Source organism: Luteimonas kalidii, assembly GCF_029887935.1.
Classification (GTDB): domain Bacteria; phylum Pseudomonadota; class Gammaproteobacteria; order Xanthomonadales; family Xanthomonadaceae; genus Luteimonas; species Luteimonas kalidii.
Genome location: NZ_JARXRO010000009.1, coordinates 206,063 through 232,106 on the forward strand (window position 1 = coordinate 206,063; position 26,044 = coordinate 232,106).

Below are 26,044 nucleotides of genomic sequence, written 5' to 3' on the forward strand. Positions count from 1 at the left end.
CGATGAATCGAGTCGCCATCGTCGAGGACCACGCACGCATCGCCGGCCTGATCGCGCGCGGGCTGCTGTCGGCAGGCATCCCGTCCGACGTGTTCGGGACCGCGGAATCGGCATGGCGGCCGCTCAACGAACACGACTACGGCGCGTTGATCGTCGACCGCGGCCTGCCCGGTGGCGACGGCCTCGACCTCGTGCGGCGGCTGCGGGCGGCAGGGCGGGCGATCCCGTGCCTGGTGCTGACCGCGCGCGATGCGCTGCGCGATCGCGTCGATGGCCTCGAGGCCGGGGCCGACGACTACCTGCCCAAGCCGTTCGCGATGGAAGAGCTGGTGGCGCGGGTGCGCGCGCTGCTCCGCCGCGCGCCATCGCTGCAGCCCAGCGAGATCGTCCTCGGGGACCTGCGCGTGGTGCCACAGGCCGGATGCCTGTGCTGCGGCGACGAAGTGGTGACGCTGTCGCCCGCGGAACTGCAGATCGTGGTGTGCCTGATGCAGGCCGAGGGACGCACCGTGCGACGCAGCAGCCTCGAGCAGGCGGCCTGGGGGCTCAGTGAAGCGGTGACGCCCAACGCGCTCGATGTCGCCATGCACCGCCTGCGGCGGAAACTGGCCGCGATCGGCTCCGACATGGTAATGGTCAACACCCGCGGGCATGGCTACGCGCTGGGACGTCGCGATGCGGCCTCCTAGCCTGGTCGGACGGCTGCTGCTGTCCGCGCTGCTCGGCATGCTCGCCGCGGGTGTTGTGGCGATGGCGATCTTCGCCGCGTTCGAGCATCTGCGCGGCACCGACTACGAGGTGCACAAGGAAAACCGCGACGACCTGACGGTCATCGAGCGGGAAATCCTCGCCGGCCAGTTCGACCCGCAGCAGATCGGCGGGACCTGGTTCGCCGGCGACTACGACGCGCTGCGGCGCGACACCGCCTTCCGCGTGCTGGATGCGACCGGCCGGGTCGTCGTCGACAGCCCGCCGGGACCCGCGCTCGAGGCGCTCGAACGGATGCCGCCCGGCGGCGACCGGGTGGAACTGCAGGGCGATGGCCCGCCGGTGGTGCTGCAGGTGGCCGAGCGGCGTGTGTCCGGCGACGACGGCGGCTACGTCATCCAGGTCGCGCGCAGCCACCGCATGGAACAGCGCCTGGCCGAACATGCGCGCAGCCTCTATCGCGATTCGGCGATCGTGGCCGCGCTCGGCGCGCTGGGCGTCTTCACGATCGTCATCTACCTCACGATCCGCCGCGCCGTTGGGCCGCTGCAGCAGGCCTCGGAACTGGCCGCGCGGATCAATCCGCGCACGGTGTCGGCGCGGCTGCGCACCGAGGGCATGCCGTCGGAGATGATTCCGCTGATCGATGCGCTGAACCTCGCGTTGCAGAGGCTCGAACACGGCCTGCGCGTGCAGCAGGATTTCCTGGCGACCGCCGCGCACGAGCTGAAGACGCCGCTGACCCTGTTGCGCGCGGAGATCGAGCTGGGCGAGGGCATGGACCGCGCCGCCATGCTGCACGACACCGAGCTGATGGGCCGGCAGGTCCACCAGCTGCTGCACCTGGCCGAGGTCAGCGAGGACCGCAACTACCGGTTCGCGCGCCTGTCGCTGTGGTCGCTCGCGCAGGAGGCGGGCGACTACATGAAGCGCGTGGCGGAGAAGGGCGGCGTGGTCCTGCAGATCGAGCGCCACGGGCGCGAAGCCCGGGTGGATGCGGATGCCGGCGCGGTCTTCGTGCTGCTCAAGAACCTGCTCGAGAACGCGATCGGCCATACGCCGAAGGGCAACCGCGTGACCCTCGAGGTCTCACCTGCGGGTTTTGCCGTGGCCGACCAGGGCACGGGGATCGCGGCCGGCGATCGCGCGCATCTGTTCGAACGCTTCTGGCGGGCCTCCACCACCACCAGCGGCGCCGGACTTGGCCTGGCGATCGTGAGCGAGATCTGCCTCGCGCACCAGTGGACGGTGACGGCCGAGGTCGCCGACGGTGGTGGGGCCCGGTTCGTGGTCTCGATCCCCGAAGCGCAGGTGCATGCGTAATGAGCCGCGAGGAGTTCGAACGCCGCGTGCTGTCGGCGGCGACGCGGGTGTGCGCCGATCGATCCGAGGCACGTCGGTGGTACCGCGAAGACCCCCTCGCGGCGCTCGACGGCAGGACGGCGGCCGACCTGGTCGGGACGGGAAGCGGCGCGCGGGTACTCGACTTCCTGATCGACGTCCTGCGCCATGAAGCGATGCCCGATCCACCCGTAGCCCGGGTAAGCGAAGCGCACCCGGGGCATCGCCACCTCGCATCCACCCCGCCCCCGTGATCCCGGATGCGGCCTTCGGCCTTATCCGGTCTACGCCATGAAGCGATGCCCGATCCACCCGTAGCCCGGGTAAGCGCAGCGCACCCGGGGAACCGCCACCTCGCATCCACCCCGCCCCGTGATCCCGGATGCGGCCTTCGGCCTTATCCGGGCTACGCCATGAAGCGATGCCCGATCCACCCGTAGCCCGGGTAAGCGAAGCGCACCCGGGGAACCGCGACCTCGCATCGACCCCGCCCCCGTGATCCCGGATGCGGCCTTCGGCCTTATCCGGGCTACGCGTCGCGAGCGCGCATCCCCGCCGCCGCAACCGGCGACCCGGGGATGCGCACCACCCGCGAGCCTCAGATTCCCTGTCCGCCCGACACTTCGATCCGCTGCGCGTTGACCCAGCGGTTCGACTCGCCCAGCAGCGACGCGATCATCGGGCCGATGTCGTCGGGCACGCCCGCGCGGCCCAGCGCGGTGGCGTCGGCGATCTGCGCGTTGACCTCGGCATTGTCGCGCACCACGCCGCCGCCGAAATCGGTCGCGATCGCGCCCGGCGCGACGGTGTTCACCGCGATGCCGCGCGCGCCGAGCTCCTTGGCCAGGTAGCGCGTGAACACCTCGACCGCACCCTTGGCCGTCGCGTACGCCGCGTAGCCGGGATAGGCGAAGCGGGTCAGCCCGCTGGACAGGTTGACGATGCGGCCGTCGTCGGCCAGCCGCGGCAGCAGCGCCTGGGTCAGGAAGAACACGCCCTTGACGTGCACGTCGATCAGGCGGTCGAACTGTTCTTCCGTGGTCTCGTCGAACGGCGCCATGTGGCCATGGCCGGCGTTGTTGACCAGGTGGTCGAAACGGTCGCGTTGCCAGGTGTCGCGCAGCGCGTCGTCTAGCTTGCCTGCGAAGGCTTCGAACGTGGCGACCTCGCCGGTGTCGAGCGGCAGCGCGACGGCGCGACGGCCCAGCGCTTCGATCTCGGCCACCACGGCCGCGGCCTCCTCGGCCTGGCTGCGATAGGTGACGACGACATCGCCGCCGTTGCGGGCGACGGCCAGCGCGGTGCTGCGGCCGAGGCCGCGGCTGCCGCCGGTGATCAGGGTGATGGTGGTCATGGGGGTCTCCAGGGAGGTTGGATGGAACAAGGGGGAAAGCGCCGCAGTCGTTCGGCGAGCAGGTGCGAAAGTGCGCGGCAACGCTGGAACGATGGTGCAAGGGACGAACCGGTCGGCCTCCAGGGCTTGTCCATGCCAGCCCGGAATCAGGGGTTGGCTGTGCCGTTGGCCGTTACCGTGGCCCCTGTTTCCAGCGCGGGACGCGTTGGCGAGGATTGCAGGGTCCGAAACGGTGCGACGTGCCGGCGTCGACGCGACCGCACAGGGCGTTCATCGCTTGCACTCGCGCCGGTCCGGATCGCGATCGCAGCGCTGCTTGCGCGCACGATCGGCCATGATCTGGGCGTCGCGGGCGATCTCGGTCGTCAGCCGGGTCTGCTCGAGGGACTCGCGTTGCTGCACGTCCCGTCGGCGCTGCTGCGTAAGCATGCACTCGCTGTAGGCAGGCGAGCCGTATTCCGCGCCGAAATCCGAGCAGGTGCCCGCATCCTGCTGCAGGTTTACCTGCCGTCGCTCGGCGGGGGAAACGCAGCCTGCAAGGCCGATGCACAGCAAGGCGAGAAATCCTGGCGAAATCGCGGAAAGACGGTGTTTCGGCAAGGCATGGTGTCGCATTTCGTGTTCTCCGGTTGTGATCTGAAACGGGTGGGGCGAGCCGGTGCGACGGGTCCGCACGACGGCCCGGCGACTCAATCGCGCGAGGTGACGATGGCGTCGATCTCCTCGCGCGGCACGCGCCGGGTGGAGGTGTGTGCGGCGGCGGGAAGGCTGGACAGTGCGGCGGCGAACAACAGTCCGACGGCGAGGGTTGGTGCGGCTGGGAGGGTGCGCATGGATGTCTTCTCCTCTGGTGCCGGTGCGGGGCGGCGTGTCCGCCGAGGCGATCGCGCAACACAGCGCCCTGCCCGCGTGGCGGGTGTAGCGGACGTAGCCCGGTTAAGGCCATCGGCCGCATCCGGGGACTCGGCGCAACACGTGACTGCGTTGCGCCCCGGATGCCCCTTGCCCATAGCGCGCGCAAGCCGTGGTGGTGGGGTGCAGCCGGCCGTCCTCAGGCCGGCTTCGCGGTCTGCGCGGTGAGCGCCGGCAGGCGATGCGCGATCCATCCGGCGGCCGATCCGATCGCGGTCGCGGCGAACAGATGCCCGAAGCTCGCGATGGTCGGCTCGAGGTGCGCGGCGAACCACGTCACCAGGCCGAGGAAGTAGGCCAGCAGGTTGTTCATCGCCGGCAGGCCACGCAGGCTCACCACCTGGAACGCGACCACGAACACCACCAGCGGCAGCGCGATGGCGGGCCCGGTCATCGCCGCCACGCGCGGCACGGCGAGCGAGGCCAGCAGGCCAATCGCCAGGCCCAGGCCCACGCAGCCCAGGTTCTCGAACGTGCTGCGGGTACTGAGGCCGCGGGTGTAGAACGCGATCCAGCCGACGAACATCGCCCAGACCGGCAATCCGATCAAGAGGCTCAGCGCGGCGGCCACCGACGCGACGGCGGCGGCGATGAGGGTGGTGAGGAAGAACACGCGGTGGGAGGCTTGGGGAGGGCTCATGGGTGTTGTCCTGGCTGGGGGGAAGCAAGGGGTTCGCGACGCGATCGAAGCGGCTGGCGATCGACTGGCATGCCGCGCGCTTCGCGGCGGTCACGCGGGGTCGGCGGGCCGGAGCAGGCTTTCCAGCCCGAGGTTGCGGTACATCTCGCGACGCACGCGGTCGCCCACGGCGTTGACCGCTTCGGCGCCGTCCTCGCTCGGATCGACGTGCACGCGGAACGGGCGCCTGCCATGCGGCAGGTCGACCACGCGGGCGATCGCATCGGCGACGTCGGCGACATCGGCATCGGCCGGCTCCAGCGCCTTCAGCCGCTCGAGGATCTGGTTGGGCAGTCCCGCGTACGGTCCTTCGTCGTACTCGCGGGCACGGTCTGCATCGGCGGGCGTGCCCGCGTGCGCGAAGTGGTTGGTGCCCTGTGTATACGCACCCGGCAGCACGATGCTGGTCTCGATGCCCCAGCGCGAGAGCTCGGTCGAATACGACACGGCCACCGAATCCATCGCCGCCTTGGCGGCGAAGTACGGCGCGAGGTACGGCGGCGTGCCGCCGCGCGTGCTGCTCGATCCCACCCACACCAGCAGGCCGTTGCGCTGCGCGCGCAGGTGCGGCAGGGCCGCGCGGTTGACCCGCTGGGTGCCGACCACGTTGACTTCGTAGAGTTCGACGAACTGTTCCGGCGTGAACGCCTCGGTGGGGCCGAACACCATGTGCCCGGCGTTGTGCACCAGCACGTCGAGGCGCCCGGCCTCGTCGAGGATGCGCTGCACGGCGGCGTCCGCGGAGTCCTGCGACAGCACGTCGAGTTCGACCGTGCGCAGGTCGACGCGCAGTTCCTGCGCATGGCGCGCGGCCGCGGCGGCCTGCGGCGCATTGCGACCGTCGATCTCGCGCATGCTCGCGTAGACGGTGTGGCCCGCGGCGGCCAGGCGGCGCGCGGTGAGGGCGCCGAATCCGGACGAGGCGCCGGTGACCAGGATGATCCTGCTCATGTCATTGTCTCCCCTGTCAGACCATGCCGCCGTTGGCGCGCACGACCTGGCCGTTGATCCAGCTGCCCTGCGCGCTGGCGAGGAAGGACACGACGGACGCGATGTCGTCGGGCGTGCCGAGGCGCTCGAGCGGGTTCATCTTCGCCATGCGCTCGATCAGCTCGGGCGACTTGCCGTCGAGGAACAGGTCGGTGCCGGTCGGGCCCGGCGCGACCGCGTTGACCGTGATCGAACGGCCGCGCAGTTCCTTCGACGCGATCGCGGTGAGCGTTTCCACCGCGGCCTTGGTCGCGGCGTAGGCGCCGTAGGTCTCGAGCTTCACGCCGATCACGCTGGTGGAGAGGTTGACGATGCGGCCGCCGTCGCGGAGGCGCTTCATCGCCTCGCGCAGGGCGTTGAAGCTGCCCTTGAGGTTGATCGCGACCATGCGGTCGAAGCTGTCGTCGTCGGTGTCGGCGATGGGCGCGAGGCGCATCACGCCGGCGTTGTTGACCAGCACGTCGATGCCGCCGAAGCGCGCCTCGGTGGCGTCGAACAGGCGCCGCACGGCGCCGGGATCGGCTACGTCGGCCTGCAGGGCGATGGCATCGCCACCGGCGTCGGCGATGCGCTCGACGACGCGTTCGGCATCGTCCCGGCGACCGGCGTAGTTCACGACCACGGCGTGGCCATCGGCGGCCAGGCGCTGCGCGATCGCGGCGCCGATGCCGCGCGAGCTGCCGGTGACGAGTGCGACCGGGCGGGGAGGCTTGGAGGTGTTGTCCATGGGGGGGTCCTTGGGGGAGGAGGGCTCAAGCCGCCGGACCGGCCCCGGCGAGAACGGGACGTTCGGCTCCGGGCGGCTGTCTTGCGAGCGAGCGGGAGGCAGCTGTGCGGGGGAGGCTGCCGGCGGCGGTGATCGCAATCGTCGGCAGGGCCGACTTACAGCGTGCTTACGGAGGTGCGGGTGGGGTGCGATCACCCTAGTCATTCACGGTAACCGGATAATCCCCTATATTCCGGCAACACTATTCGGATTACCGGACAATGGATCGCATCGACGCCATGCGCGTGTTCGCGCGGATCGTGGAGCGCCGCAGCTTCACCCGCGCGGCGGACGACCTCGGGCTGCCGCGGACCACGGTCACCGATGCGATCAAGGCGCTGGAGGCGCGCGTGGGCGTGCGCCTGCTGCAGCGGACCACGCGCCAGGTCACGCCCACGCTCGAGGGCGAGGCGTTCTACGGCCGCTGCCTGCGACTGATCGCCGACGTGGAGGATGCGGAAGGCGCCTTCCGCGACTCGCCGCCCGGCGGCCCGCTGCGCATCGAGGTGCACGGCACGCTGGCGCGCCACTTCCTGTTCCCGCGGCTGCCCGACTTCCTGTCGCGCTTCCCGGAGATCGAACTGGACGTGAGCGAGGGCGACCGCTACGTCGACCTGGTGCGCGAAGGCGTGGACTGCGCGATCCGTGTAGGCGAACTGCGCGACAGCGACCTCGCCGCGCGACGGCTCACCGCACTCGCGGAAGCGACCGCCGCATCCCCGGACTATTGCGCGCGCCACGGCACGCCCGACAGCATCGACGCGCTGCAGGCGGGACACCTGATGGTGGGCTTCCAGTCCACCTCCACCGGCGGCCTGTTGCCACTGGAATTCCAGCATGAAGGACGCGTGCGCGAAGTCGCACTGCCCACGCGGGTGCGGGTGAGCGGCGCGGATTCGTACGTGGGCGCAGCGTTCGCCGGGTTCGGCCTCATCCAGGCGCCGCGCTACCACCTCGATACGTACTTCGCCTCGGGCCAGCTGGTCGCGTTGCTGGAGGCCTGTCCGCCCAAGCCCAGCCCGGTCAACATCGTCTATACCCGCACACGCCTGCCCTCGCCGCGGCTGCGCGCGTTCATCGACTGGGCGGCGCGCGAGTTGGCCTGAGGCGGTCGAAGCCCGCGGCAGGAAATCGTGTGACGGTCGCGGCGGGAGACGGTGTACGAAGCCGGGCGCACCACGATTCCGTGCCTGGGCTCATGGCAAGCGGCACGCGACCTGCGGAGTCACGGGTTCCTGCGGGACGGAAGGTTGCGTCGGTCGCCCACGGGAATCGACCCGGGCCTCCGACCCCGCCCGCCTCACACCTCGAGGATCCCGCGCTTGAGTGCCAGCAGGACCGCGTGGGTCCGATCCTTCGCGCCCAGCTTGGCGAAGATGCTCTTCATGTGCGCCTTGACCGTGCCTTCGGTGACCTTCAGGCTCTCGGCGATCTCGCGGTTCGCGTTGCCGCGCGCGAGTTCCTTCAGCACCTCCACCTCGCGCGGCGACAGGCAGTCCTCGCCGGCATGTTGCGCGAGTTCCATCGCGATCTCCGCGGGCACGACGCGCCGGCCGGCATGCACGGCGCGGATGGTGTCGCGCAGTTCCTTGCGCATCATGCCCTTGAGCATGAAACCCCGGGCGCCGCTCTTGAGCGCGCTCAAGGCCTGTGCGTCGCCACGATACGTGGTCAGCACCACGATGCGCGCATCGGGCCAATCGCCCAGGATCTCACGCAGCGCGTCCAGCCCGCCCATGCCGGGCATCTGCAGGTCCATCAGGGTCACGTCCGGACGATGGACACCGAACAGGTCGACGGCTTCGCGGCCGTTCATCGCCTCCGCGACCAGCTCCATGTCCGGCTGTTCGCTCAATGCTGCCTTGATGCCGTCCAGCAGCAGCGGATGGTCGTCGACCGCCATGACCCTGATGGTGCGCGGCGTCTCGTCAGGCTGCGTCATTTCCGGTGCTCCCCGTCCAGGCTGCCGAGAATCCTGCGCCAGCCCCGGCGCCTGTCACCGGCGTTGCGATAGGCGACCCTGGCCGGGACATGCAGGTCGACCGTGGTGCCTGCACCGGGCTTGCTCGACAGGTGGATCTTTCCACGGATTTTCCCTGCGCGCTCGCGCATGCCTTTCAGGCCCCAGCGTCCCTTGCGGACGCTGGACAGGTCGAACCCGCAGCCGTCGTCGCTCACCCGGACCTCCAGCTGGCGCCGTCCGAACACCGTGGTCACCGCGATGCGCGTGGCCCCTGCGTGCCGGAATGCGTTGGTCAGTGCCTCCGCGCCGATGCGGTAGGCCTCTTCCTGCACCAGTGGCTCCAGCGTGCGGATGTCGCCCTCGACATGCGCGCGGAAGCCCACTGCGTAGTCGCGCGACAGCTCGTTGCCGACCATGGCCAGCGCCTCCGGCAGGTTGAGGCTGACCGTGGCGCGTAACTCGGACACCTTGTCGCGACCATCGGCCAGCACGCGATCGGCACGATCCAGCGCATCCTCCATCAGCTCCCTGGCCGGCTCGCCTTGCGGAATGCGCTCGGCAGCGGACTGGAACCTCAGCATCAGGCCCTGGACGCCCTGCAGGAACGTGTCATGCAGGTCGCGCGCGATGCGCTCGCGCTCGAGCAGGCGCGCCTCGCTCCGCCATTGCAGCTTGGTCCTGACCTGCCGCATGCGAAGCACGAACAGTAGCCAGAGCGCTGCGCCTGCTGCGGCAACGCACAGCGCCAGGAACGTGCGCGACTGGAGGAAGGTGGGCGGAACGACGAAATCAAGGACGGCCCCAGCTTCGTTCCAGAGGCCCGAGTCGTTCGCTGCGATCACATGGAAGCGATACCTGCCTGGTGGAAGGCCGGTGAAAAAGGCCTCCCGCCGCGTGCCCACATCCTCCCAGCCCATCTCCGAACCTTCAAGGCGGTACCGGAATTGCACCCGTTCCGGAATCGTGAAGCTCGGCGCCGTGTATGCGATCTGTATGACAAGCGGAGTAGTGGGAAGCCGCAGGATGGAGGTCCTCGGGCTCTCGAGGTCCGTGCGGTGGCCATCCACCGTGATGGACTTTAGGTAGACGTCTGGAACGACGGTGTTACGCGGTGGAGTTCGCGCCGCAAGCGATACCACGCCGTCGTTGGTCGAGAACCACAGGCGTCCGTCGGTACTTTCGACAGCGGTCGGCCACGGGCGGAGCGACGCGAACGCGCCCGGCATGCCGTCGAGGTGGTCGAATAGCCGGAACTCCACCGGGTGTACGGGGTTCCCGGCAACCTTCCGCGCCTCAGCCGAGGGAATGTGTACCGCGCCCTCGCTCGTGTTCAGCCAGACGTCTCCCTGGGATCTCTCGACAATGCCGTTGACGCTACCGAACGCAAGCGGCGCGGCGCCGAGGACGTTGTGGAAACGTCGGCCGTCGAATCGAGCCAGTCCATTCTCACCGCCTATCCAGGTGTGGCGGCCGCGCACCGCAAGCACTTGTATGGCACCGATCTTCAGACCGTCGGCAGCGTCGTACACGGTCACGCGGCCCTGGTCGACAACCGCGATCCGGCTGTCGACGTAGCCAAGCCACAGGCGCCCGGCTGCATCCATCGCCATCGCCGTCGCCGGCTCGCGCGGCAAGTCGGCCAGCCCGCCCCACAATGTCCAGAGATTGCCGACGACGCGGTAGACGCCCACCCGGACGATGGAAACCCATAGCGTGCCATCGCCCTGGCTGGCCATGGCCTGGACGCTATCACCCCCACCGGTGTCCGCTCGCTGCCACTGGATCCATCGATCACCCTGTCGGTGGTAGATCGAACCGTTGGGTCCACCCACCCATAGAGTGCCGGCATGATCCAGATGCAGAACGCCGTAAGGCTCGTGTGGCGATTGCAGCGTCTCACGCGTTTTTCCATTCTGCAGTCGGTGCAACGTGCCTTCGTAGTCGCTGACCCAGACCGATCCGTCATCGGCGGCCGCGAGCGCCGTGCTACCGGATGCCGTGCGCTCCACCGCGATGCTCACGAACGCGGACGCGCGAAATCTGGTCAATCCTCCGCTGGAAGTTGCCCAGACATTGCCTTCGCGATCCTGCATCAACATGCCCGAGTACTCGCCAACCAAACGGGTCTGATCGGCATGGTCTTCGGCCTGTCCGGTGCCGGGGCGCGCTCCGACCCCCTCCCCCCAATGCGGAACACGCGTGACGCGGCTCCAATTGGAAACCCACAGGCTCGACTCCCGGTCAACCAGGATCGAGGACACCGGCTCTCCGCTGTCGGACCCGTCGGGCCGCCATTCGAGCACCATCTTGCCGCCCGGCTCGGGAACCCGCAGTTCCGCCAGCCCGTGCGCGGTCCGCGCAAGCCAAAGGCGGCCATCCGGCGCCGGGACGAAGTAGGCATCCATTGGCTCCCGGAGCGCCAACTCGAACCTACGCTCACCGCTGCGCTGGAAGTAGAGTGAATCCGGTGCAAGGACCCATAGCGTTCCTGCAGGATCCAGCACCATGTCGACCACGGGCACCTGAGGGATGTTCCAGCCATCGTCCGCAGGCCTCCAGCGCCCACCCTCCAGCCAGAAGAGTCCTCGCGTCGTCCCGGCCCACATGCGGCCATCGGCGCCTTCGGCGAAAGCCGTTACCGAATTGGGCGGAAGTCCATCGCTCGTGGAGTAGTTCCGGAGAGTTGAATCTTCGTCGATGAATGTCGCGCCTCCGAACTGGTAGCTGACCCATAGCCCGCCTTGCGGCCGCGCCCACATCCGGTGCACCCGGGCAGAAGGCAGCGGCGATCCACCGATCTGGTGGATACGTTCGAATTCGACACCATCGAAGCGGAACAGATGGCCGCTCGCCGCCAGCCAGATGTATCCACTGTCGGTCTGGACCAGTTGGATGATCCCGCTCGGCGCGCCGTTCTGGATTGTCCATTGGGTCCGGTGCAGCTGGGAGAGCGGGATATCGGGCGGCAGCGCGAATGCAGGCGCAAGGCAGGACAGCAGGAGCACCGGAACCATCGCAAGGCGTAGCACGTGCTCCGCGATCGTCACGAAACGGATCACGCCGCACCGTCACCGACGCTTGGTGTGCGGCGGTGCGCTACACCCGTCCGCGTCGGCCCGTGTGCGTGTGGGCTGCGTGCGCCGACGGCCGACACGCCCAGCACGTCGGCAATGCGCACCAGTTCGGCGAACGAGCGCGCACCCATCTTTTCCATGATGCGCCTGCGGTGGATCTGCAGCGTCGCTTCGCTGATGCCCATCGCCGATGCAGCCTGCTTGTTGAGCAGGCCATCGGTGATGAGCGGAAGCGCCTGGCGCTCGCGCGGTGTCAGGCCCCCGTAACGCTCCTGCGCGTCCGCGAACCGGGTTGCAGTCGCCAGCATCCACTCGCCGAATCGTTCTTCGATGCCCTCCAGGTCGGCGGCTCGCACCAGCACGCAGGGTGGATTGTCGCCGCCGCCCATAGCCACGAACTCCGGTCCCGGGTTCCCGACGGCAATCCCGGCGTCGGCATCGATCGCGGAAAGTCCGGCGGACTCCTGCCAACGGCGCGCGTCGACCAGGACGAACAGCAGCGGGGAATGCTGGTTCATGGCGAGGCGTCCGAAACGTGACGCGCCCAAGTTAACGATCGCCCCAGCCGCCGACAATACTCCGTGGACGAGGCGCCCGGTTACCCTTTTGGAGTAACCGCCTCGCCTCCGGGAGATTCAAGAGGGGGCCGTCCCGGACTGAAGTCGTACGTCTATGTCCGGGTGCGATCCCACCTGACGCGCAGGCCACGCACCGTGCGGATCCCGAATCCGCCCTCGACCCTCACCGGATCGCCGTCCAGCGCCAGGTGCGGCAGCCGTCGCGCCAGCGCCGCCAGGGCTTCCTCGAGCTCGACCTTCGCCAGCGCCTCGCCCAGGCAGCGGTGTACGCCGCCGCCGAACACGGGATGGCGTCGTGGCGGATCGGCGCGCCTGATGTCGAGGCGATCGGGATCGGCGTAGAGCGCGGGATCGCGCAGCGCCGACAGCGTCGACAGGGACAGGATCCTTCCACCCGGCAGCACCGTGCCATCGAGCACGATGTCCTCCAGGGTGACGCGCGGCACGGAGGCCACCGCGGGTTCGTAGCGCAGGCATTCGAGCACCGCGCCCGGCACGAGGCCGGGATCGCGGCAGACGGCGCGCCATTGTTCCGGGTGCTGCAGCAGCAGCGACGTCTGGATCGCCAGTGCGCTGCGCGTGGTGTCGCTGCCGGCCAGCAGGATGGTCATCAACTGCGCCACCTCTTCGGCGTGGGACAGCGTGCCGGACGCGTCGCAGGCCGCGACGAACGCGCTGATGAAGTCCTCGCGCGGATGCCGGCGCCGTTCCGCGACCAGGCTTTCGACATAGGCCTTGAGCTCGCCGGCCGCCTGCTGCATGGCCGGCACTTCGCCGCGGGCGAAGGTGGAACTGAAAGCACGCGACAGGCTGTACACGCTCCGGGTGAAGCCGGGAATGTCGCTGTCCGGGATCCCCAGGATGCGGCAGATGACATGCGCGGGCAGCCAGCTCGCGAAGTCCTGGATGAAATCCATCGATCCAGCCCCCTGACACGCATCGATGAGGCCTTCCGCGATCGCGCGCACGTGCGGTCGCAACTCGTGGATGAAGCGCGACGCGAACGCCTGCACGAGCGGCAGGCGTCGCTGTCGATGCGCCATGCCATTGCTCAGGACCATCGTGTGCTGCAGGAACTCCAGCAGCGGTCCATCGGTCACGCCCCTGACCTGCGCGATTTCGGTTTCCATCTGCCGCGTTCGCGGATCGGTGAACAGACGCTGCACGTCCCCGGCCCGGATGGCGACATAGATGCCATCGTCGCGCATGAGCAGCGGCGTGACCGGTCGATAGCGACGGAAGATGTCGTGGGCGTTCGCATCGAGTTCCGCGCTTGTAAAGGTCAATGGCTGATGCATTGGTGATCTCTGGGGGCAGGAAAGGGAAGTGCGGCCGTGTTGCGGCATGGCATTCGCGCGCCGCCTGCATTCCACGCGGCTGCATGTACGCGAATCGGTCATCCGCATGCCGGCATGGGTCCGGTGGCGGCCCTTGCGGACCATCAGGCCGAACCGGGAGCGAAGCGAAATCTAACCGCGGGCGGCGCGACCGGCATTGCCCTGTGGACAGCCCGCGCGATTACCCGTTCGGAGTAGTGCGCGATACGTCATCCGGCGTGCCGTTCGTACGATGAATATCGAATACCGCTTGCCTGCCGTTTTCCACAGAATTCCCAGGCAAGGCAGGCATCGCCGACTTGCATCATCCGGAGACGGACAGGTCGGTTCGGCATCCGCGCTACGTTCGTCACCGCTTCAAGCGCGACGGGTTCGACAGCCGGACCGGCTCGAACTCCGCACCGTCCCGCTTCCGCTTCAATGCGCACGCGGGTCCACCACGACAGGAGCAGGCGCCATGGGCACGATCAAGGTCGAAGACGGCACCGAAATCTTCTACAAGGACTGGGGCACCGGGCAGCCGATCGTGTTCCATCACGGCTGGCCGTTGACCAGCGACGACTGGGACGCACAGCTGATGTTCTTCCTGGACAAGGGCTACCGCGTCATCGCGCACGACCGGCGCGGGCACGGACGTTCCAGCCAGACCATGGACGGCAACGAGATGGACACCTACGCCGCGGATGTCGCGGCACTCGCCGCCCACCTGGAACTGAAGGACGCGGTCCACATCGGCCACTCGACCGGAGGCGGCGAGGTCGCGCGTTATGTCGCGCGCTACGGCAGCGGCGGCCGCGTCGCGAAGGCGGTGCTGATCGGCGCCGTTCCTCCGATCATGCTGAAGACGGAAGCGAATCCCGGCGGATTGCCGCTGGAGGTGTTCGACGGGTTCCGCACTGCACTCCTCACCCGGCGCACCGGGTTCTTCCGGGAACTGCCGGAAGGACCGTTCTACGGATTCAACCGGCCGGACGCCGAGGTGCTGCCGGGTGTCGCCGATAACTGGTGGCGACAGGGAATGATGGGCGGCATCAAGCCGTTGTACGACTGCATCAGGGCGTTCTCGGAAACCGACTTCACCGAGGATCTGAAGGCGATCGACGTTCCCACCCTGGTCATGCACGGCGACGACGACCAGATCGTTCCGATCGAGGATTCCGCGTTGCTGGCGGTGGAGCTGCTGCGCCACGGCACGCTCAAGGTCTACGAAGGCTTCGGCCACGGCATGTGCACGATCAACGCCGACGTGATCAACGCGGACCTGCTCGCCTTCGTGCGCTCGTCCTGACCGCACCGTTGCACGCGCGTGCGTGGCGCACGGCTGGACAGCGCCGCGTCGCCAGCGCGGCGCCTTGCACGGCCGGCCGCGACGTCGACGCTTGCGACCTGCGAGCGCAGGGACGCACGCCTTCCACATCCATCCGTACCGGACCCCCGCATGCCGATCATCTCCACTCCCGTGCTTTCTCCCGGCGACACACCGCATCTGCAGCGCCACTACGACTTCATCGTCTGCGGCGCCGGGCCGGCCGGCAGTGCGCTCGCCGGTCGCCTGGCGGAGAACCCCGAGGTCCGCGTGCTGCTGATCGAAGCCGGTGGCGGCGACGACGTACCGGAAGTGCTCACGCCTGCGCAGTGGCCGCTCAATCTCGGCTCCGAGCGTGACTGGCAGTTCGTGGCCGAAGCGAACCCGCATCTGAACAACCGCGCGATTCCGCTCAACATGGGAAAAGTGGCCGGAGGCAGCTCCGGCATCAACGTGATGGTGTGGTCGCGCGGCCACCAGGCGGACTGGGACCAGTTCGCCGAGGAGTCGGGCGACGACGGCTGGAGCTATCGCTCGGTGCTGGAGGTGTACCGGCGCATCGAGGACTGGCAGGGGCGGCCGGACCCGGAACGGCGCGGCAGCGGCGGGCCCGTCCACGTCGAGACCGCGCGCGACCCGCAGCCGGTGGCGACCGCCATGGTCGAGGCCGCGGCATCGATCGGCATGCCGATCTTCGACAGTCCCAATGGCGAGATGATGGAAGGCCGCGGCGGTGCCGCGCTGACCGAGCTGATCGTCAAGGACGGTCGCCGCTCCTCGATCTTCCGTGCCTACGTGTGGCCGCGGCGCCACCAGCCGAACCTCACCGTGCTGCTGCACGCGCAGGTGAGCCGCCTGCTGTTCGAAGGCAACGCGGTGGTCGGCGTGGAGGCCATCGTCGGCGGTCGTCGCGAAGCCTTCATGGCCGAGCGCGAGGTGGTGCTGTCGCTGGGCGCGATCAACACGCCCAGAGTGCTGATGCAGTCCGGCATCGGCCCGGAGGACGAGTTGCGCGCGCACGGCATCCATGTGCGCCGGCACCTGCCGGGGGTGGGACACAACCACCAGGACCACGTGGCGTTCGGCTGCCTCTTCGAATCCAGCGCGCCGGTCGAAGTGGGCCACGGCGGTTCGGAAGCCACGCTCTACTGGAAGACGGATCCGTCGCTGGCGGCGCCGGACGTCTTCCACTGCCAGCTCGAGTTCCCGCTGGCCACGCCCGAAACCTCGCACATGGGCGTACCGGAACACGGCTGGATGGTGTTCGCGGGACTGTCCCACCCCAAGAGCCGGGGCTCGCTGCACCTGACCGGCGCGGGTCCGGACGACCCGGTCCGGATCCAGGCCAACACGCTGTCCCATCCGGACGACGTCCGCGCCGCGCACGCCACCGTGGAGATCGCCAGGGAGATCGCGCACGCACCGGCCTTCGGCCGGCTGTTGAAACGCGAGGCGATGCCCGGCGCCCTGTCCGGGCCCGACATGGACCACTACCTGCGCAACGCGGCGATCACCTTCTGGCACCAGGCCTGCACCGCCCGGATGGGCCGTGACCCGCTGTCGGTGGTCGACGGCCGGCTGCGCGTGCACGGCATCGACCGACTGCGCATCGCCGACGCTTCGATCATGCCCAACGTTCCCAGCGGCAACACCATGGCGCCGTGCGTGGTCATCGGCGAACGCGCGGCCGGGATCATCCAGGCGGCCCATCGCATCTGAGCCGCTCCATCCGCCCACCCGAGGAGAAGCCCATGCACATCGCACTCCCGTCACTGCTCGTGGCCACGCTGGCCATCGCCGCCTCCGGCACCGCCGGTGCCGCCACACCCACCGCACGCCTGCCGGCGGACGCCGCGCGCAACGTCGTGCTGGTGCACGGCGCCTTCGCCGACGGATCCGGATGGCGCGCCGTGCACGACCTGCTGGTCGACCGCGGCTACCGCGTGACCATCGTCCAGAATCCGCTCACCTCGCTGGCCGACGACGTCGCCGCCACCCGACGCGCGCTCGACCGCCAGGACGGACCGGCCATCCTCGTCGGCCATTCCTGGGGCGGCACCGTGATCACCGAAGCCGGCGTGCACGACAAAGTCGTCGGCCTGGTCTACGTGTCCGCGCTGGCGCCCGATGCCGGCGAAAGCACCGCCGAGCAGTACGCCGGTTTCGCCGCCACGCCGGAGTTCGTGATCGAGACCCAGGCCGACGGGTTCGGCTACCTGAGCCTGGCGAAGTTCAAGGCCGGCTTCGCCCACGATGCCAGCGATGCCGATGTCGCGTTCCTGGCGGCCTCGCAGGTGCCGATCGACATGGCGGTGTTCGCCACCCGCCTGCAGCACGCGGCCTGGCGCAGCCGGCCGAGCTGGGCGGTGATCGCCACCGAGGACAAGGCCTTCGACCAGGCGATGCTGCAGCACATGGCGCGTCGGATCGGGGCCGAGATCACGCCGGTCTCCGCGAGCCACGCCGTTTACGTGACCCGGCCGCAGGTCGTGGCCGACGTGATCGATCAGGCCGCGCGATCGGCGGCGTCGAAGGCGAAGGGAGATTGATGCCGTGGCCAGTCGCGTTCGATGGCAGCTGCTCCATGCCACGGCGGCCGCGTCGGTTACCGCCTGTGCCGCGGTCTTCGCGCTGATCCCGCTCGTCGTCGGCACGGTGCCCGCTGCGCAGCCCGCGACGGCTTCCGGCAACGCGGCCACCGGAGTAGGCCTGCAGCTGGTGCGCAGTGCCACCGTGAGGATCGAGTACGCGGGCACCGTGTTCCTGGTCGATCCCATGCTCGCCGAGGCGGAGGCCTATCCGGGCATCGCGGGCACGCACGATGCCCACCTGCGCTACCCGCGCGTGGGTTTGCCGATGTCGCTGGAGCAGGCCATGGAAGCGGATGCCGTGGTGCTCACCCACCTGCACCCGGACCATTGGGACACGGTGGCGCGGGAGCGGCTGCCGAAGTCGATCCCCGTGTTCGTCCAGGACGAGGCGGACGCCCGCAGCGTGCGGGCGGATGGCTTCACCGACGTGCGCGTGTTCGACGACACGGTGTTCCGGGGCACGCGCCTGTACAGGACCGGGGGCCAGCACGGCACCGACACGCACATCCAGGCTGCGGGCGAAGCGCTCGGGAAGGTCTCCGGCGTGGTGTTCCAGCGCGACGGCTACAAGAGCGTCTATGTCGCGGGTGACACCACCTGGCACCCCGAGGTGGAGGCGGCGATCGCGCGGCACCGGCCGGACGTGATCGTGCTCAACGCCGGCGACGCCCGCATCGCGGGCCTCGATGGATCGATCATCATGGGGCGCGACGACCTGGCGCGCGCGCGACGCGCGGCGCCCGACGCGGCCATCGTCGCCGTGCACCTGGAGGCGGTGAACCACGCCACGCAATCGCGCGACGACCTGCATCGTTACATCCGCTCGCAGGGCCTGGATGCGACTTGGACGCTGGTGCCGGAGGACGGTGATGCCTACCGCTTCTGACGACCGGCGACCGCACGGGGATGCCTCGTGACGTCGCATCGCGCACGCAGCGTCCAGGCCAGCGTGCACGCGGGCATTCGCTGGCGGCTGCTGCGGTCCGGCTTCGCGGTCGGCAGCTGGCTGCTTCCGACCGCGACCGTGCGCCGCGCGCACCGGCTGTTCGACACGCCGGCCGCCTCGTCGCGGACACGGGCCCAGGCCCATGCGCCGCCGCCCGGACTGCGCTTCCTGCCCTGGCAGGGCGAACGGCTGGCGCTGTATCGATGGGGAGATCCGGATCGCGAGCCGACGGTGCTGCTGGTCCACGGCTGGTCCAGTTTCGGGCAGCGCTTCATGTCCTGGCTGCCGGCACTGCGGGCGGCAGGGTATGCCGTGGTCGCGTTCGACCACCGCGGGCACGGCCGCAGCAGCGGCCGTCGCAACGACCTGGCGGGATTCGTGGACGCGGTGTCGGCCGTGGAACGCCACCTTGCCGGCACGGGCGTTCGACACGACGACGCGCGCCCCGCACTGGCGGCCGTCATCGGCCACTCGCTTGGCGCCGCCGCGGTCGCCTTGGCCCTTTCGCGGGGGCTCCGCGCGCAACGGGTGGTGCTGGTCGCGCCACCGGCCGACCTGCGCGCGGCCAAGCAGCGGTTCGCCCGCCTGATCGGCCTGTCCGGCCGCCTGGTGCAGCCGTTGCTGCAGCAGTTCCACGACCGGACCGGCATCGACCCGCTCGGCCTGCAACCGCATCGCTACGCGCCGGCCCTGTCCACGCCGGCGCTGGTCATCCACGACTGCACCGATGAGGAAGTGCCCTGGGGCGAGGGCGAGCAGTACGCGCGTTGCTGGCCCGGCGCGCGGTTGTTGAGCACGCAGGGCCTGGGCCATCGCCGCATCCTCGACGCGCCGCAGGTCATCGAGGCCGCTGTCCGGTTCGTGGACGGCGGGGTCGTCGGCGATCGCGTGGTGTCGACGCCGAACCTGCCGGTCGGGCTGGTCTGAGGCCCGCGGGACAGGCTCCGGAGCGGCCAGGCGCCTGGCGATGGAAGAAGGGGTCGCAGACGGAAGCCTGGTCAACTTTTCAGGACTGGACAGCACCAATCGTACGGGCCCGACACGCAGAGTACGCCTCACCGGACACGCCGCCCGGCCCACCCAATCCACAGGAACCACCGCCATGTCCCTCGAGAAGATCCTCTACGCAGCCACGGCCACCGCCACCGGCGGTCGCGACGGGCGCGCCCAGTCCTCCGACCGCGTCCTCGACGTCGCCCTGTCCACCCCACGGGAGCTGGGTGGCCCGGGCGGCCCGGGCACCAATCCCGAGCAGCTGTTCGCCGCCGGCTACTCGGCCTGCTTCCTCGGCGCACTGAAGTACGTGGCCGGCAAGCGCAAGGTCGCGCTGCCGTCGACCACGACGGTCAGCGGCAAGGTCGGCATCGGTCCGGCGGCCGCCGGCTTCGGCCTCGAGGCCGCGCTGACCATCGCCGCCCCCGGCATCGACCGCGAGCTGTTGTCCGCGCTGGTGGAAGAGGCGCACGCCACCTGTCCCTACTCCAACGCCACGCGCGGAAACATCGACGTGACGCTGGCCATCGCCGACTGATCGGCCATTCCCGCGATCCACGCACCCATCCGGAGACCACGCCATGAACACCATCACCCGCACCTTCGCTGCCAGCATGCTGGCCCTCGCCCTGCAGGCCGGCGTCGCCGCACAGGCCGCGCAACCGGCCGCCGCCGCGCAGGCCGCCACCGCCGTCGTCCAGGGCAATTACATCGTCACCCACGACAACGTCCGCCTCTACTACAAGGACTGGGGCCCCAAGGAGGGCCCGGTCGTCACCTTCAGCCACGGCTGGCCGCTGAACTCGGACAGCTGGGAATCGCAGATGCTGTTCCTCGCCGACCAGGGGTATCGCGTAGTCGCGCACGACCGTCGCGGCCACGGCCGCTCCAGCCAGCCCTGGGACGGCAACGACATGGACCACTACGCCGACGACCTGGCCGCGGTGATCAATGCGCTCGACCTGCGCGACGTCACCCTGGTCGGTTTCTCCACCGGCGGCGGCGAAGTCGCGCGCTACATCGGCCGCCACGGCACCGGGCGGGTGAAGAAGGCGGTGCTGGTGGGCGCGGTGCCGCCGATGATGCTCAAGACCGCCGGCAACCCCGACGGCCTGCCGATCGGGAACTTCGACGGCCTGCGCAAAGGGTCGCTCGAGAACCGCTCGCAGCTCTACCTCGACATCGCCTCGGGCCCGTTCTTCGGCTACAACCGCCCCGGCGCGACGCCCAACCAGGCGCTGATCCAGTCGTTCTGGGTGCAGGGCATGCAGGCCGGGCACAAGAACACCTTCGATTCCATCGCGGCGTTCTCGGCCACCGACTTCCGCGAAGACCTTGCGAAGTTCGACGTGCCGACCCTGGTGGTCCACGGCGGCGACGACCAGATCGTGCCACCGGCGATGTCGGCCCGGCTGGTGCCGCGCCACGTCAAGCAGGCCAAGGTCATCGTCTACGAAGGCGGGCCGCACGGCATCACCGACACGCACAAGGACCGGCTCAACCGGGACCTGCTGGACTTCCTCAGGAACTGAGCGGTCCGATTCGCCGTCCGGCCGCAGACGTCTGCCTGCGGCCGGACTCGCTTCGCATCCCGGTGCTGTCGAGGTCGGCGAAACGTCCTGCGCAACGCAGCGATCGCTGGATTCGCAGCGGTCGCATCTTTCGCAGGTCGCGCTCCCGGGCAATCGTCCGCACTCCGGATGTCTTTGGCCTCCAGCGCCGGCATGGATCGGGGCGATCGCGCGCCCGGCCGTGCGCGGCCACGCAAATGCGTCCCTGAAGAACAGAAGTTCCCCAATGCCCCGCTCCTCGATGCACATCGGCGAAGCCTCCCGTCGCACCGGCCTGACCGCGCGAGCGATCCGACTCTACGAAGCCTCGGGCCTCATCGGCCCCGCGCAGCGCGGCGCCGGTGGCTATCGCCGCTTCAGCGAGCAGGACCTGCGCACGCTCACGTTCGTGCATCGGGCGCGCCAACTCGGCTTCGATCTCGAGTCGATCCGCAGGTTGCTGGGGTTCTGGCGCATGGGCCCGCAGATGCGGTCCGACGTCACGAGGATGCTTGGAGAGCGGATCTCCGAACTCCGTCGTTGCGAGACCCGGATGCGGGAAAGGCGCGAGACCCTCGAATCGATGCTGGGAGACGCCGGGCACGAGGAGGCCGGATGCAGGCTGCTTGCGCTGCTGCTGGGCGACGACGCGGGCCACCATGTGGTCGCCGCGCCGTCGGCCATCGGGCAACCGGCATTCGGCCGGTGCGCGGATCGAGAACTCCGCCTCGATCCGCCGACGGTTCGCGTTCGCCCTAGCGAACCTCGAAACCGAGCATCAGGCGATCCACGTCGCCCAGGTTGTCGCCGTCCACGATGAAGCGTTCGTAGCTGAGGATGACGCCGGCCTTCTTGCCGAAATCGTAGCCGACGCCCAGCGAGTAGAACGGATCGGTTCCCATTTCCTTGAACGATGCCTCCAGGTTCTCGTACTCGTTCTGCCATCTGTGGACACCGACACGGGCCTGGCCGAAGAATCCGCTGCGACCGAAATCGAGCGTGCCGCCAAGGCCGAGCGAGAACGTCCGCGACTTCGCGTCGAGCGGGCCGCCGAGGCCCGGGACGGCCTGGTCCCAGCTGCCGAGGCGGTCGTAGTTGAGGTCGAGACTGTAGTGCTTCGCGAATCGCCAGCCGGTGCCGAGCGAGTAGGCCGTCTCGGTCCCGGTATCGGACTGCGAGTCGACTTCGGATGCGCCGGCGCCCACGCGCAGGTACAACAGGTCGTCGGCATATTGCTCGGCTGCGGTGGCCAGGCCGGGTGCGAGCAGGGACGCGAGGGCGGTTGCGAGAATCTTGTTGCGCATTCTTGTTGTTTTCCGGATGTGCGAAGGGTTCACGCCGAAATGGCGTGTGGGCGGGACCCGCCGCGCGGAAAGATCGGGTCTGACGCGACGGCAAGGTCAACCGCCGCCGCCGGACGCGTTTAGCGACGCGACAGAATCGCGACGGAATGACATCTGCCGACACGTTGCCCCCGCGACGTTGCCGATGCCCGCGAGGCATGCCCGCCCATCCCCGTTGTGGCACGGACGCGTCGCCTCGATCTTCCCGCGACCATGGTCGGCCTCGGCCGCGGCCACCGCGATCGAACATGCGCGGGCAAGCGGTTCCTCTTCCGGCGTGCCGGTGCGAAGCGACAGCCGGCCATCAGACGCACCTTGCGGGAACATGGGGTAAAGTCATCGCACGCCCCGGGACGGGCGGTCGGGCCGACGCTGCACGTCAGTCGCCAGTGGCCTGGCAGGCATCCTGTTCGGACCAGCCTCGCACGATGGTGGGGACCTCGATCCCTCGTGCATGGCGCCGTCGATGGCGAAGGGCGAGATGGCAGCGATGAGTCGTCTGTCGACCATGTGGGTCCGCGTCACCCTTCAGTGGGTGGTCGCCTGCGCGTTGGCACTGCCCGCCGCGAAAACGCATGCGCTCGACCGCGAGCGCAGCCTCCACCAGTTGCACCACACCGCCTGGCGCGCGCGCGATGGCGCGCCGAGCCAGGTCTGGGCGCTGGCACAGACCGCCGACGGCTACCTCTGGATCGGTGCGGCGACCGGACTGTTCCGCTTCGACGGCGTCACGTTCGAACGCTATGTGCCGGCGGACGGAACGCCGTTGCCGTCGCCCTATGTCGTGTCCTTGCTGGCGACACCCGAAGGCGGACTGTGGATCGGCTTTCGCACCGGCGCGCTCGCGCTGCTCCAGGACGACGTGTTGCAGGTCTACACTCGCGAGGAGCAGCTGCCCCCTGACATGGTGCTCGACTTCGCGCGCGACCACCACGGCACCCTCTGGGCCGGCACGAATGCGGGCCTGGCGCTGCGCGAGGGCGATCGCTGGCGAGTCGTGGGTGCGGCGCAGGGCTTTCCGGAGGGCGTACGTGCCCGGGTGCTTGGCGTCGACCGCGCGGGCACGTTGTGGGCCTCGAGCGTCGAGAAGCTGCTGTTCCTGCCGCGCGGTGAGCGCATCTTTCGCGACACGGGCGAGCGCGTCAACTATGCGGTTCAGATCGCCCAGGCCAGCGACGGTCGCCACTGGATCGCAGAAACACCGCGTTCGGTGCGGCCACTCGCGCTCGCGGACGACGCCCCCCTCGCCGAGGACGACGAGATCAGGCTGGGCTCGCAGTCGATCGTGTTCGACCGTGACGGCGGGCTGTGGATCACGACACTTGGCCGTGGCCTGCACCGGGTGAGGCATCCCGAGGCGCCGGGGGCCGCCGCCAGGGTAGAGGCGTTCACGCAGGCTGACGGCCTGACCTCGGACCAGATGATCGTCGCGTTTGAGGATCGCGAGGGAAATCTCTGGTTCGGGACCGACAAGGGCATCGACCGTTTCCGCCACGGCGGCGTCGTGCCAGTAGCTGTCCCCGCCGGGTATGGCACCTTCACCCTGATGGCTGGCGATGATGGGGAAATCTGGGCCGCCAGTGCTTCAGCCACTCCGCTGCTGCGCGTTCGCGGCGACGCCCTGACCCCGCAACCCGGAGTCGGCAACATCCTGAGCGCCCACCGCGACGGCCATGGGGTGATCTGGTGGGGATCCTACAGTGGCATATGGCGCCAGGACGAGGATCGCCTGACGCTGTCGGATCCGCCCGGCGATGTGCGTCCGGGCGACTGGGCACCGCGCACGCTGCACGGCGATGGCGACGGCGGACTGTGGGTAGACATCGTTGGCCACGGATTCGTGCATTTCCGCGACGGGCGTTGGCGAGGCGCCCCGGCGGACCACTTTCCCGCCGGCGCGCCCACCACCGCATTCAACGACGCGCAGGGTCGGGTCTGGATGGGCACGACGCCCGACCACCTGCATCGTATCGAGGGGAGGGACGCATACACCTACCCGCCCGGAACTGGCCCGCGCATCGGCCGTGTGACCGTGATCGGCGGACGAGGGCCACACCTGTGGTTCGGCGGTGAGCTTGGGCTGGCCTTGTTCCGCGGCGGGCGCTTCCATCCGGTCCTTGCCGCCGGCAGCGAGCCGATCGGCAGTATTTCCGGCCTGGTGGAAAGCACATCCGGAGACCTGTGGCTCAATGAGGCGCAAGGCGTCGTCCGCATTCCCGCCGCGGAGATCGGGCGCTTGCTCGCAGATCCCGCTCATGCCGTGCAGTACCGCCGTTTCGACTTTCTGGACGGCCTGCCCGGCGCGCCACAGATGAATCGCCCGAGCTTCACCGCAGTGGAGGCCAGCGACGGACGGCTGTGGTTCGCCACCGACAACGGCCTGGCCTGGATCGATCCGACTCGCCTGCACGGCAACCCGCTTCCGCCACCGGTGCGGCTGCGCGCAGTGGACGTGGACGGCCGCCATCTGCCGCCCGGACCGGCACTGCAACTCCCGGTCGACGCCCACCAGCTGCGCATCGCCTACACCGCCTTGAGCCTGTCGATTCCCGAACGGGTGAAGTTCCGCTACCGGCTCGAAGGCGTCGAGGAAGACTGGCAGGACGCCGGCACCCGCCGCGAGGCGGTCTATACCAACCTGGGTCCCGGGCAGTACCGGTTCCACGTGCTCGCCGCCAACGAGGACGGCGTCTGGAACGAGGAAGGCGCCACGCTCGACTTCAGCATCCCGCCGCCGTTCTACCGGACCGCCTGGTTCATAGCGCTGTGCATGGCCGTGGGCGCCGGACTGCTGTGGCTGCTGTACCGGTACCGGCTGCGGGTGATGGAGACGCGCCTGCAGGCGCGCCTGGAAGAGCGACACCTGGAACGCGAGCGGATCGCGCGTGAACTGCACGACACGCTGCTGCAGGGCATCCAGGGCCTGATCCTGCGCGTGCAGTCGGCGATGGAACGGTTCCCGGCGCACGAACCGGCCCGCTTGGCCATGGAACGCGCGCTCGAGCGGGCCGACGAGGTACTGGTGGAGGGCCGCGACCGCGTGCAGGGCCTGCGCGCCACCGCCGTGCCGGTGGACGACCTCGCGCACGCACTCGCCGAGGTTGGCGCCGGGCTCGGAGGCGATGCGATGCCAGCATTCCGCATCGTCGTCGAGGGGAAATCGAGAGCGCTCGACCCGCTGGTGCGCGACGAGGTCTTCGGCATCGCCCGCGAAGCGATCGTCAATGCGTTCCACCACGCGGGCGCGCGGCAGATCGATGTCGAGCTCTGCCATGGCGAGGGACTGCGGCTCTGTATCCGCGACGATGGCTGCGGCATGGACCCGGAGATCCTCGCCGTCGGCTTCCGACCCGGCCACTGGGGCCTGTCTGGAATGCGCGAGCGCGCCACGCGGATCGGCGCCACGCTCGAGTTCCGGCGCGGCGCCGTCGCCGGTACCCAGGTCGAACTGCGCGTGCCCGGCAGGGTCGTCCGTGGCGGCCCGCACCGCACATGGTGGCGGCACTGGCTGCGGCGTTTTCTCTCGGGTGAGGCAGGTGACGAGCGCATTGACGGATCCGGTTGATCGCTTCCTCCCTTCGCGTTTCCTGAACAATCGATGGAACGCTGGCGC

General features: G+C 69.2%; 24 protein-coding genes. 13 read left to right on the plus strand and 11 right to left on the minus strand.

What is annotated here, in order from left to right; all coding sequences use genetic code 11:
• The first annotated feature begins 2 nt into the window (after window positions 1–2).
• The 3 genes from QFW81_RS02540 to QFW81_RS02550 are packed head-to-tail and all read left to right on the plus strand — an operon-like array spanning window position 3 to window position 2,303.
• Window positions 3–689: a response regulator transcription factor gene (locus QFW81_RS02540; RefSeq protein ID WP_280576988.1), complete on the plus strand. Its 687-nt coding sequence runs from the start codon at window positions 3–5 to the stop codon at window positions 687–689.
• Entirely contained in the window at window positions 652–2,031 is a 1,380-nt protein-coding gene (locus tag QFW81_RS02545) for a sensor histidine kinase (RefSeq protein ID WP_280576989.1), read from the plus strand. Before QFW81_RS02540 ends, QFW81_RS02545 begins: the two co-directional genes overlap by 38 nt.
• Complete coding sequence (locus QFW81_RS02550) at window positions 2,031–2,303, plus strand: antitoxin Xre/MbcA/ParS toxin-binding domain-containing protein (RefSeq protein WP_280576990.1); 273 nt, start codon at window positions 2,031–2,033, stop codon at window positions 2,301–2,303. The genes QFW81_RS02545 and QFW81_RS02550 overlap by 1 nt, the downstream gene beginning before the upstream one ends.
• A 344-nt stretch (window positions 2,304–2,647) precedes the next feature.
• On the opposite strand, the gene QFW81_RS02555 is transcribed toward QFW81_RS02550, so the two are convergent.
• From QFW81_RS02555 to QFW81_RS02580, 6 genes are all read right to left on the minus strand, one after another.
• On the minus strand, window positions 2,648–3,403 hold the full coding sequence (locus QFW81_RS02555) for an SDR family NAD(P)-dependent oxidoreductase (protein WP_280576991.1): 756 nt from the start codon (window positions 3,401–3,403) through the stop codon (window positions 2,648–2,650).
• Between the two features lie 270 nt (window positions 3,404–3,673).
• On the minus strand, window positions 3,674–4,018 hold the full coding sequence (locus QFW81_RS02560) for a hypothetical protein (RefSeq protein ID WP_280576992.1): 345 nt from the start codon (window positions 4,016–4,018) through the stop codon (window positions 3,674–3,676).
• Between the two features lie 74 nt (window positions 4,019–4,092).
• Entirely contained in the window at window positions 4,093–4,236 is a 144-nt protein-coding gene (locus QFW81_RS02565) for a hypothetical protein (RefSeq protein ID WP_280576993.1), read from the minus strand.
• A gap of 218 nt (window positions 4,237–4,454) precedes the next feature.
• The gene (locus QFW81_RS02570; protein ID WP_280576994.1) at window positions 4,455–4,955 is read right to left on the minus strand and encodes a DUF1097 domain-containing protein; all 501 of its coding nucleotides are present in this window, start codon (window positions 4,953–4,955) and stop codon (window positions 4,455–4,457) included.
• A 90-nt stretch (window positions 4,956–5,045) separates the two neighbouring features.
• Window positions 5,046–5,945, minus strand: coding sequence for an SDR family oxidoreductase (locus tag QFW81_RS02575; RefSeq protein ID WP_280576995.1), 900 nt, complete (start codon window positions 5,943–5,945; stop codon window positions 5,046–5,048).
• A 16-nt stretch (window positions 5,946–5,961) separates the two neighbouring features.
• Window positions 5,962–6,711: an SDR family oxidoreductase gene (locus QFW81_RS02580; protein ID WP_280576996.1), complete on the minus strand. Its 750-nt coding sequence runs from the start codon at window positions 6,709–6,711 to the stop codon at window positions 5,962–5,964.
• 260 nt (window positions 6,712–6,971) lie between these two features.
• Between QFW81_RS02580 and QFW81_RS02585 the strand changes: the two genes are divergently transcribed.
• Window positions 6,972–7,856 carry a LysR family transcriptional regulator gene (locus QFW81_RS02585; RefSeq protein WP_280576997.1) on the plus strand — a complete coding sequence of 295 codons (885 nt, stop codon included), beginning with the start codon at window positions 6,972–6,974 and terminating at the stop codon, window positions 7,854–7,856.
• Window positions 7,857–8,050: 194 nt separating this feature from the next.
• Here the strand turns inward: QFW81_RS02585 and QFW81_RS02590 are convergent, their stop codons facing one another.
• From QFW81_RS02590 to QFW81_RS02605, 4 genes are all read right to left on the minus strand, one after another.
• Window positions 8,051–8,692: a response regulator transcription factor gene (locus tag QFW81_RS02590; RefSeq protein WP_280576998.1), complete on the minus strand. Its 642-nt coding sequence runs from the start codon at window positions 8,690–8,692 to the stop codon at window positions 8,051–8,053.
• Window positions 8,689–11,772 carry a sensor histidine kinase gene (locus tag QFW81_RS02595; RefSeq protein WP_280576999.1) on the minus strand — a complete coding sequence of 1,028 codons (3,084 nt, stop codon included), beginning with the start codon at window positions 11,770–11,772 and terminating at the stop codon, window positions 8,689–8,691. Before QFW81_RS02595 ends, QFW81_RS02590 begins: the two co-directional genes overlap by 4 nt.
• The gene (locus QFW81_RS02600) at window positions 11,769–12,305 is read right to left on the minus strand and encodes a LuxR C-terminal-related transcriptional regulator (RefSeq protein ID WP_280577000.1); all 537 of its coding nucleotides are present in this window, start codon (window positions 12,303–12,305) and stop codon (window positions 11,769–11,771) included. Before QFW81_RS02600 ends, QFW81_RS02595 begins: the two co-directional genes overlap by 4 nt.
• Window positions 12,306–12,457: 152 nt before the next feature.
• The gene (locus tag QFW81_RS02605) at window positions 12,458–13,663 is read right to left on the minus strand and encodes a cytochrome P450 (protein WP_280577001.1); all 1,206 of its coding nucleotides are present in this window, start codon (window positions 13,661–13,663) and stop codon (window positions 12,458–12,460) included.
• A gap of 496 nt (window positions 13,664–14,159) precedes the next feature.
• Here QFW81_RS02605 and QFW81_RS02610 point away from each other — a divergent pair, with 496 nt between their 5' ends.
• The 8 genes from QFW81_RS02610 (at window position 14,160) to QFW81_RS02645 (ending at window position 21,908) form a co-directional block, all read left to right on the plus strand.
• Window positions 14,160–14,990: an alpha/beta fold hydrolase gene (locus QFW81_RS02610; protein WP_280577002.1), complete on the plus strand. Its 831-nt coding sequence runs from the start codon at window positions 14,160–14,162 to the stop codon at window positions 14,988–14,990.
• Window positions 14,991–15,140: 150 nt separating this feature from the next.
• On the plus strand, window positions 15,141–16,727 hold the full coding sequence (locus tag QFW81_RS02615; protein ID WP_280577003.1) for a GMC family oxidoreductase: 1,587 nt from the start codon (window positions 15,141–15,143) through the stop codon (window positions 16,725–16,727).
• Window positions 16,728–16,759: 32 nt separating this feature from the next.
• A complete protein-coding gene (locus QFW81_RS02620; RefSeq protein WP_280577004.1) occupies window positions 16,760–17,557 on the plus strand; it encodes an alpha/beta fold hydrolase in 798 nt (265 codons plus the stop codon).
• A gap of 4 nt (window positions 17,558–17,561) precedes the next feature.
• Window positions 17,562–18,485 (plus strand): MBL fold metallo-hydrolase, encoded by a 924-nt coding sequence (locus tag QFW81_RS02625; protein WP_280577005.1) that lies wholly within the window; start codon window positions 17,562–17,564, stop codon window positions 18,483–18,485.
• Window positions 18,486–18,512: 27 nt separating this feature from the next.
• Window positions 18,513–19,472, plus strand: a complete 960-nt coding sequence (locus QFW81_RS02630; protein WP_280577006.1) for an alpha/beta hydrolase — start codon at window positions 18,513–18,515, stop codon at window positions 19,470–19,472.
• Between the two features lie 175 nt (window positions 19,473–19,647).
• Window positions 19,648–20,076, plus strand: a complete 429-nt coding sequence (locus QFW81_RS02635) for an organic hydroperoxide resistance protein (RefSeq protein WP_280577007.1) — start codon at window positions 19,648–19,650, stop codon at window positions 20,074–20,076.
• 43 nt (window positions 20,077–20,119) lie between these two features.
• Window positions 20,120–21,070 (plus strand): alpha/beta fold hydrolase, encoded by a 951-nt coding sequence (locus QFW81_RS02640; RefSeq protein WP_280577008.1) that lies wholly within the window; start codon window positions 20,120–20,122, stop codon window positions 21,068–21,070.
• Between the two features lie 265 nt (window positions 21,071–21,335).
• Window positions 21,336–21,908 (plus strand): MerR family transcriptional regulator, encoded by a 573-nt coding sequence (locus QFW81_RS02645; RefSeq protein WP_280577009.1) that lies wholly within the window; start codon window positions 21,336–21,338, stop codon window positions 21,906–21,908.
• On the opposite strand, the gene QFW81_RS02650 is transcribed toward QFW81_RS02645, so the two are convergent.
• Entirely contained in the window at window positions 21,844–22,392 is a 549-nt protein-coding gene (locus QFW81_RS02650; protein ID WP_280577010.1) for an outer membrane beta-barrel protein, read from the minus strand. The two genes, QFW81_RS02645 and QFW81_RS02650, sit on opposite strands and share 65 nt — an antisense overlap.
• A 493-nt stretch (window positions 22,393–22,885) precedes the next feature.
• Here QFW81_RS02650 and QFW81_RS02655 point away from each other — a divergent pair, with 493 nt between their 5' ends.
• On the plus strand, window positions 22,886–25,996 hold the full coding sequence (locus tag QFW81_RS02655) for a sensor histidine kinase (protein WP_280577011.1): 3,111 nt from the start codon (window positions 22,886–22,888) through the stop codon (window positions 25,994–25,996).
• Window positions 25,997–26,044: the final 48 nt, after the last annotated feature.

What these genes read in the sequence shown, in the direction of transcription:
- QFW81_RS02540 (WP_280576988.1), top strand. Translation starts at nt 3, where the DNA reads ATGAATCGAGTCGCCATCGTCGAGGACCACGCACGCATCGCCGGCCTG.
- QFW81_RS02545 (WP_280576989.1), top strand. Translation starts at nt 652, where the DNA reads ATGGCTACGCGCTGGGACGTCGCGATGCGGCCTCCTAGCCTGGTCGGA.
- QFW81_RS02550 (WP_280576990.1), top strand. Translation starts at nt 2,031, where the DNA reads ATGAGCCGCGAGGAGTTCGAACGCCGCGTGCTGTCGGCGGCGACGCGG.
- QFW81_RS02555 (WP_280576991.1), bottom strand. Translation starts at nt 3,403, where the DNA reads ATGACCACCATCACCCTGATCACCGGCGGCAGCCGCGGCCTCGGCCGC.
- QFW81_RS02560 (WP_280576992.1), bottom strand. Translation starts at nt 4,018, where the DNA reads ATGCGACACCATGCCTTGCCGAAACACCGTCTTTCCGCGATTTCGCCA.
- QFW81_RS02565 (WP_280576993.1), bottom strand. Translation starts at nt 4,236, where the DNA reads ATGCGCACCCTCCCAGCCGCACCAACCCTCGCCGTCGGACTGTTGTTC.
- QFW81_RS02570 (WP_280576994.1), bottom strand. Translation starts at nt 4,955, where the DNA reads ATGAGCCCTCCCCAAGCCTCCCACCGCGTGTTCTTCCTCACCACCCTC.
- QFW81_RS02575 (WP_280576995.1), bottom strand. Translation starts at nt 5,945, where the DNA reads ATGAGCAGGATCATCCTGGTCACCGGCGCCTCGTCCGGATTCGGCGCC.
- QFW81_RS02580 (WP_280576996.1), bottom strand. Translation starts at nt 6,711, where the DNA reads ATGGACAACACCTCCAAGCCTCCCCGCCCGGTCGCACTCGTCACCGGC.
- QFW81_RS02585 (WP_280576997.1), top strand. Translation starts at nt 6,972, where the DNA reads ATGGATCGCATCGACGCCATGCGCGTGTTCGCGCGGATCGTGGAGCGC.
- QFW81_RS02590 (WP_280576998.1), bottom strand. Translation starts at nt 8,692, where the DNA reads ATGACGCAGCCTGACGAGACGCCGCGCACCATCAGGGTCATGGCGGTC.
- QFW81_RS02600 (WP_280577000.1), bottom strand. Translation starts at nt 12,305, where the DNA reads ATGAACCAGCATTCCCCGCTGCTGTTCGTCCTGGTCGACGCGCGCCGT.
- QFW81_RS02605 (WP_280577001.1), bottom strand. Translation starts at nt 13,663, where the DNA reads ATGCATCAGCCATTGACCTTTACAAGCGCGGAACTCGATGCGAACGCC.
- QFW81_RS02610 (WP_280577002.1), top strand. Translation starts at nt 14,160, where the DNA reads ATGGGCACGATCAAGGTCGAAGACGGCACCGAAATCTTCTACAAGGAC.
- QFW81_RS02615 (WP_280577003.1), top strand. Translation starts at nt 15,141, where the DNA reads ATGCCGATCATCTCCACTCCCGTGCTTTCTCCCGGCGACACACCGCAT.
- QFW81_RS02620 (WP_280577004.1), top strand. Translation starts at nt 16,760, where the DNA reads ATGCACATCGCACTCCCGTCACTGCTCGTGGCCACGCTGGCCATCGCC.
- QFW81_RS02635 (WP_280577007.1), top strand. Translation starts at nt 19,648, where the DNA reads ATGTCCCTCGAGAAGATCCTCTACGCAGCCACGGCCACCGCCACCGGC.
- QFW81_RS02640 (WP_280577008.1), top strand. Translation starts at nt 20,120, where the DNA reads ATGAACACCATCACCCGCACCTTCGCTGCCAGCATGCTGGCCCTCGCC.
- QFW81_RS02645 (WP_280577009.1), top strand. Translation starts at nt 21,336, where the DNA reads ATGCCCCGCTCCTCGATGCACATCGGCGAAGCCTCCCGTCGCACCGGC.
- QFW81_RS02650 (WP_280577010.1), bottom strand. Translation starts at nt 22,392, where the DNA reads ATGCGCAACAAGATTCTCGCAACCGCCCTCGCGTCCCTGCTCGCACCC.
- QFW81_RS02655 (WP_280577011.1), top strand. Translation starts at nt 22,886, where the DNA reads ATGGCGCCGTCGATGGCGAAGGGCGAGATGGCAGCGATGAGTCGTCTG.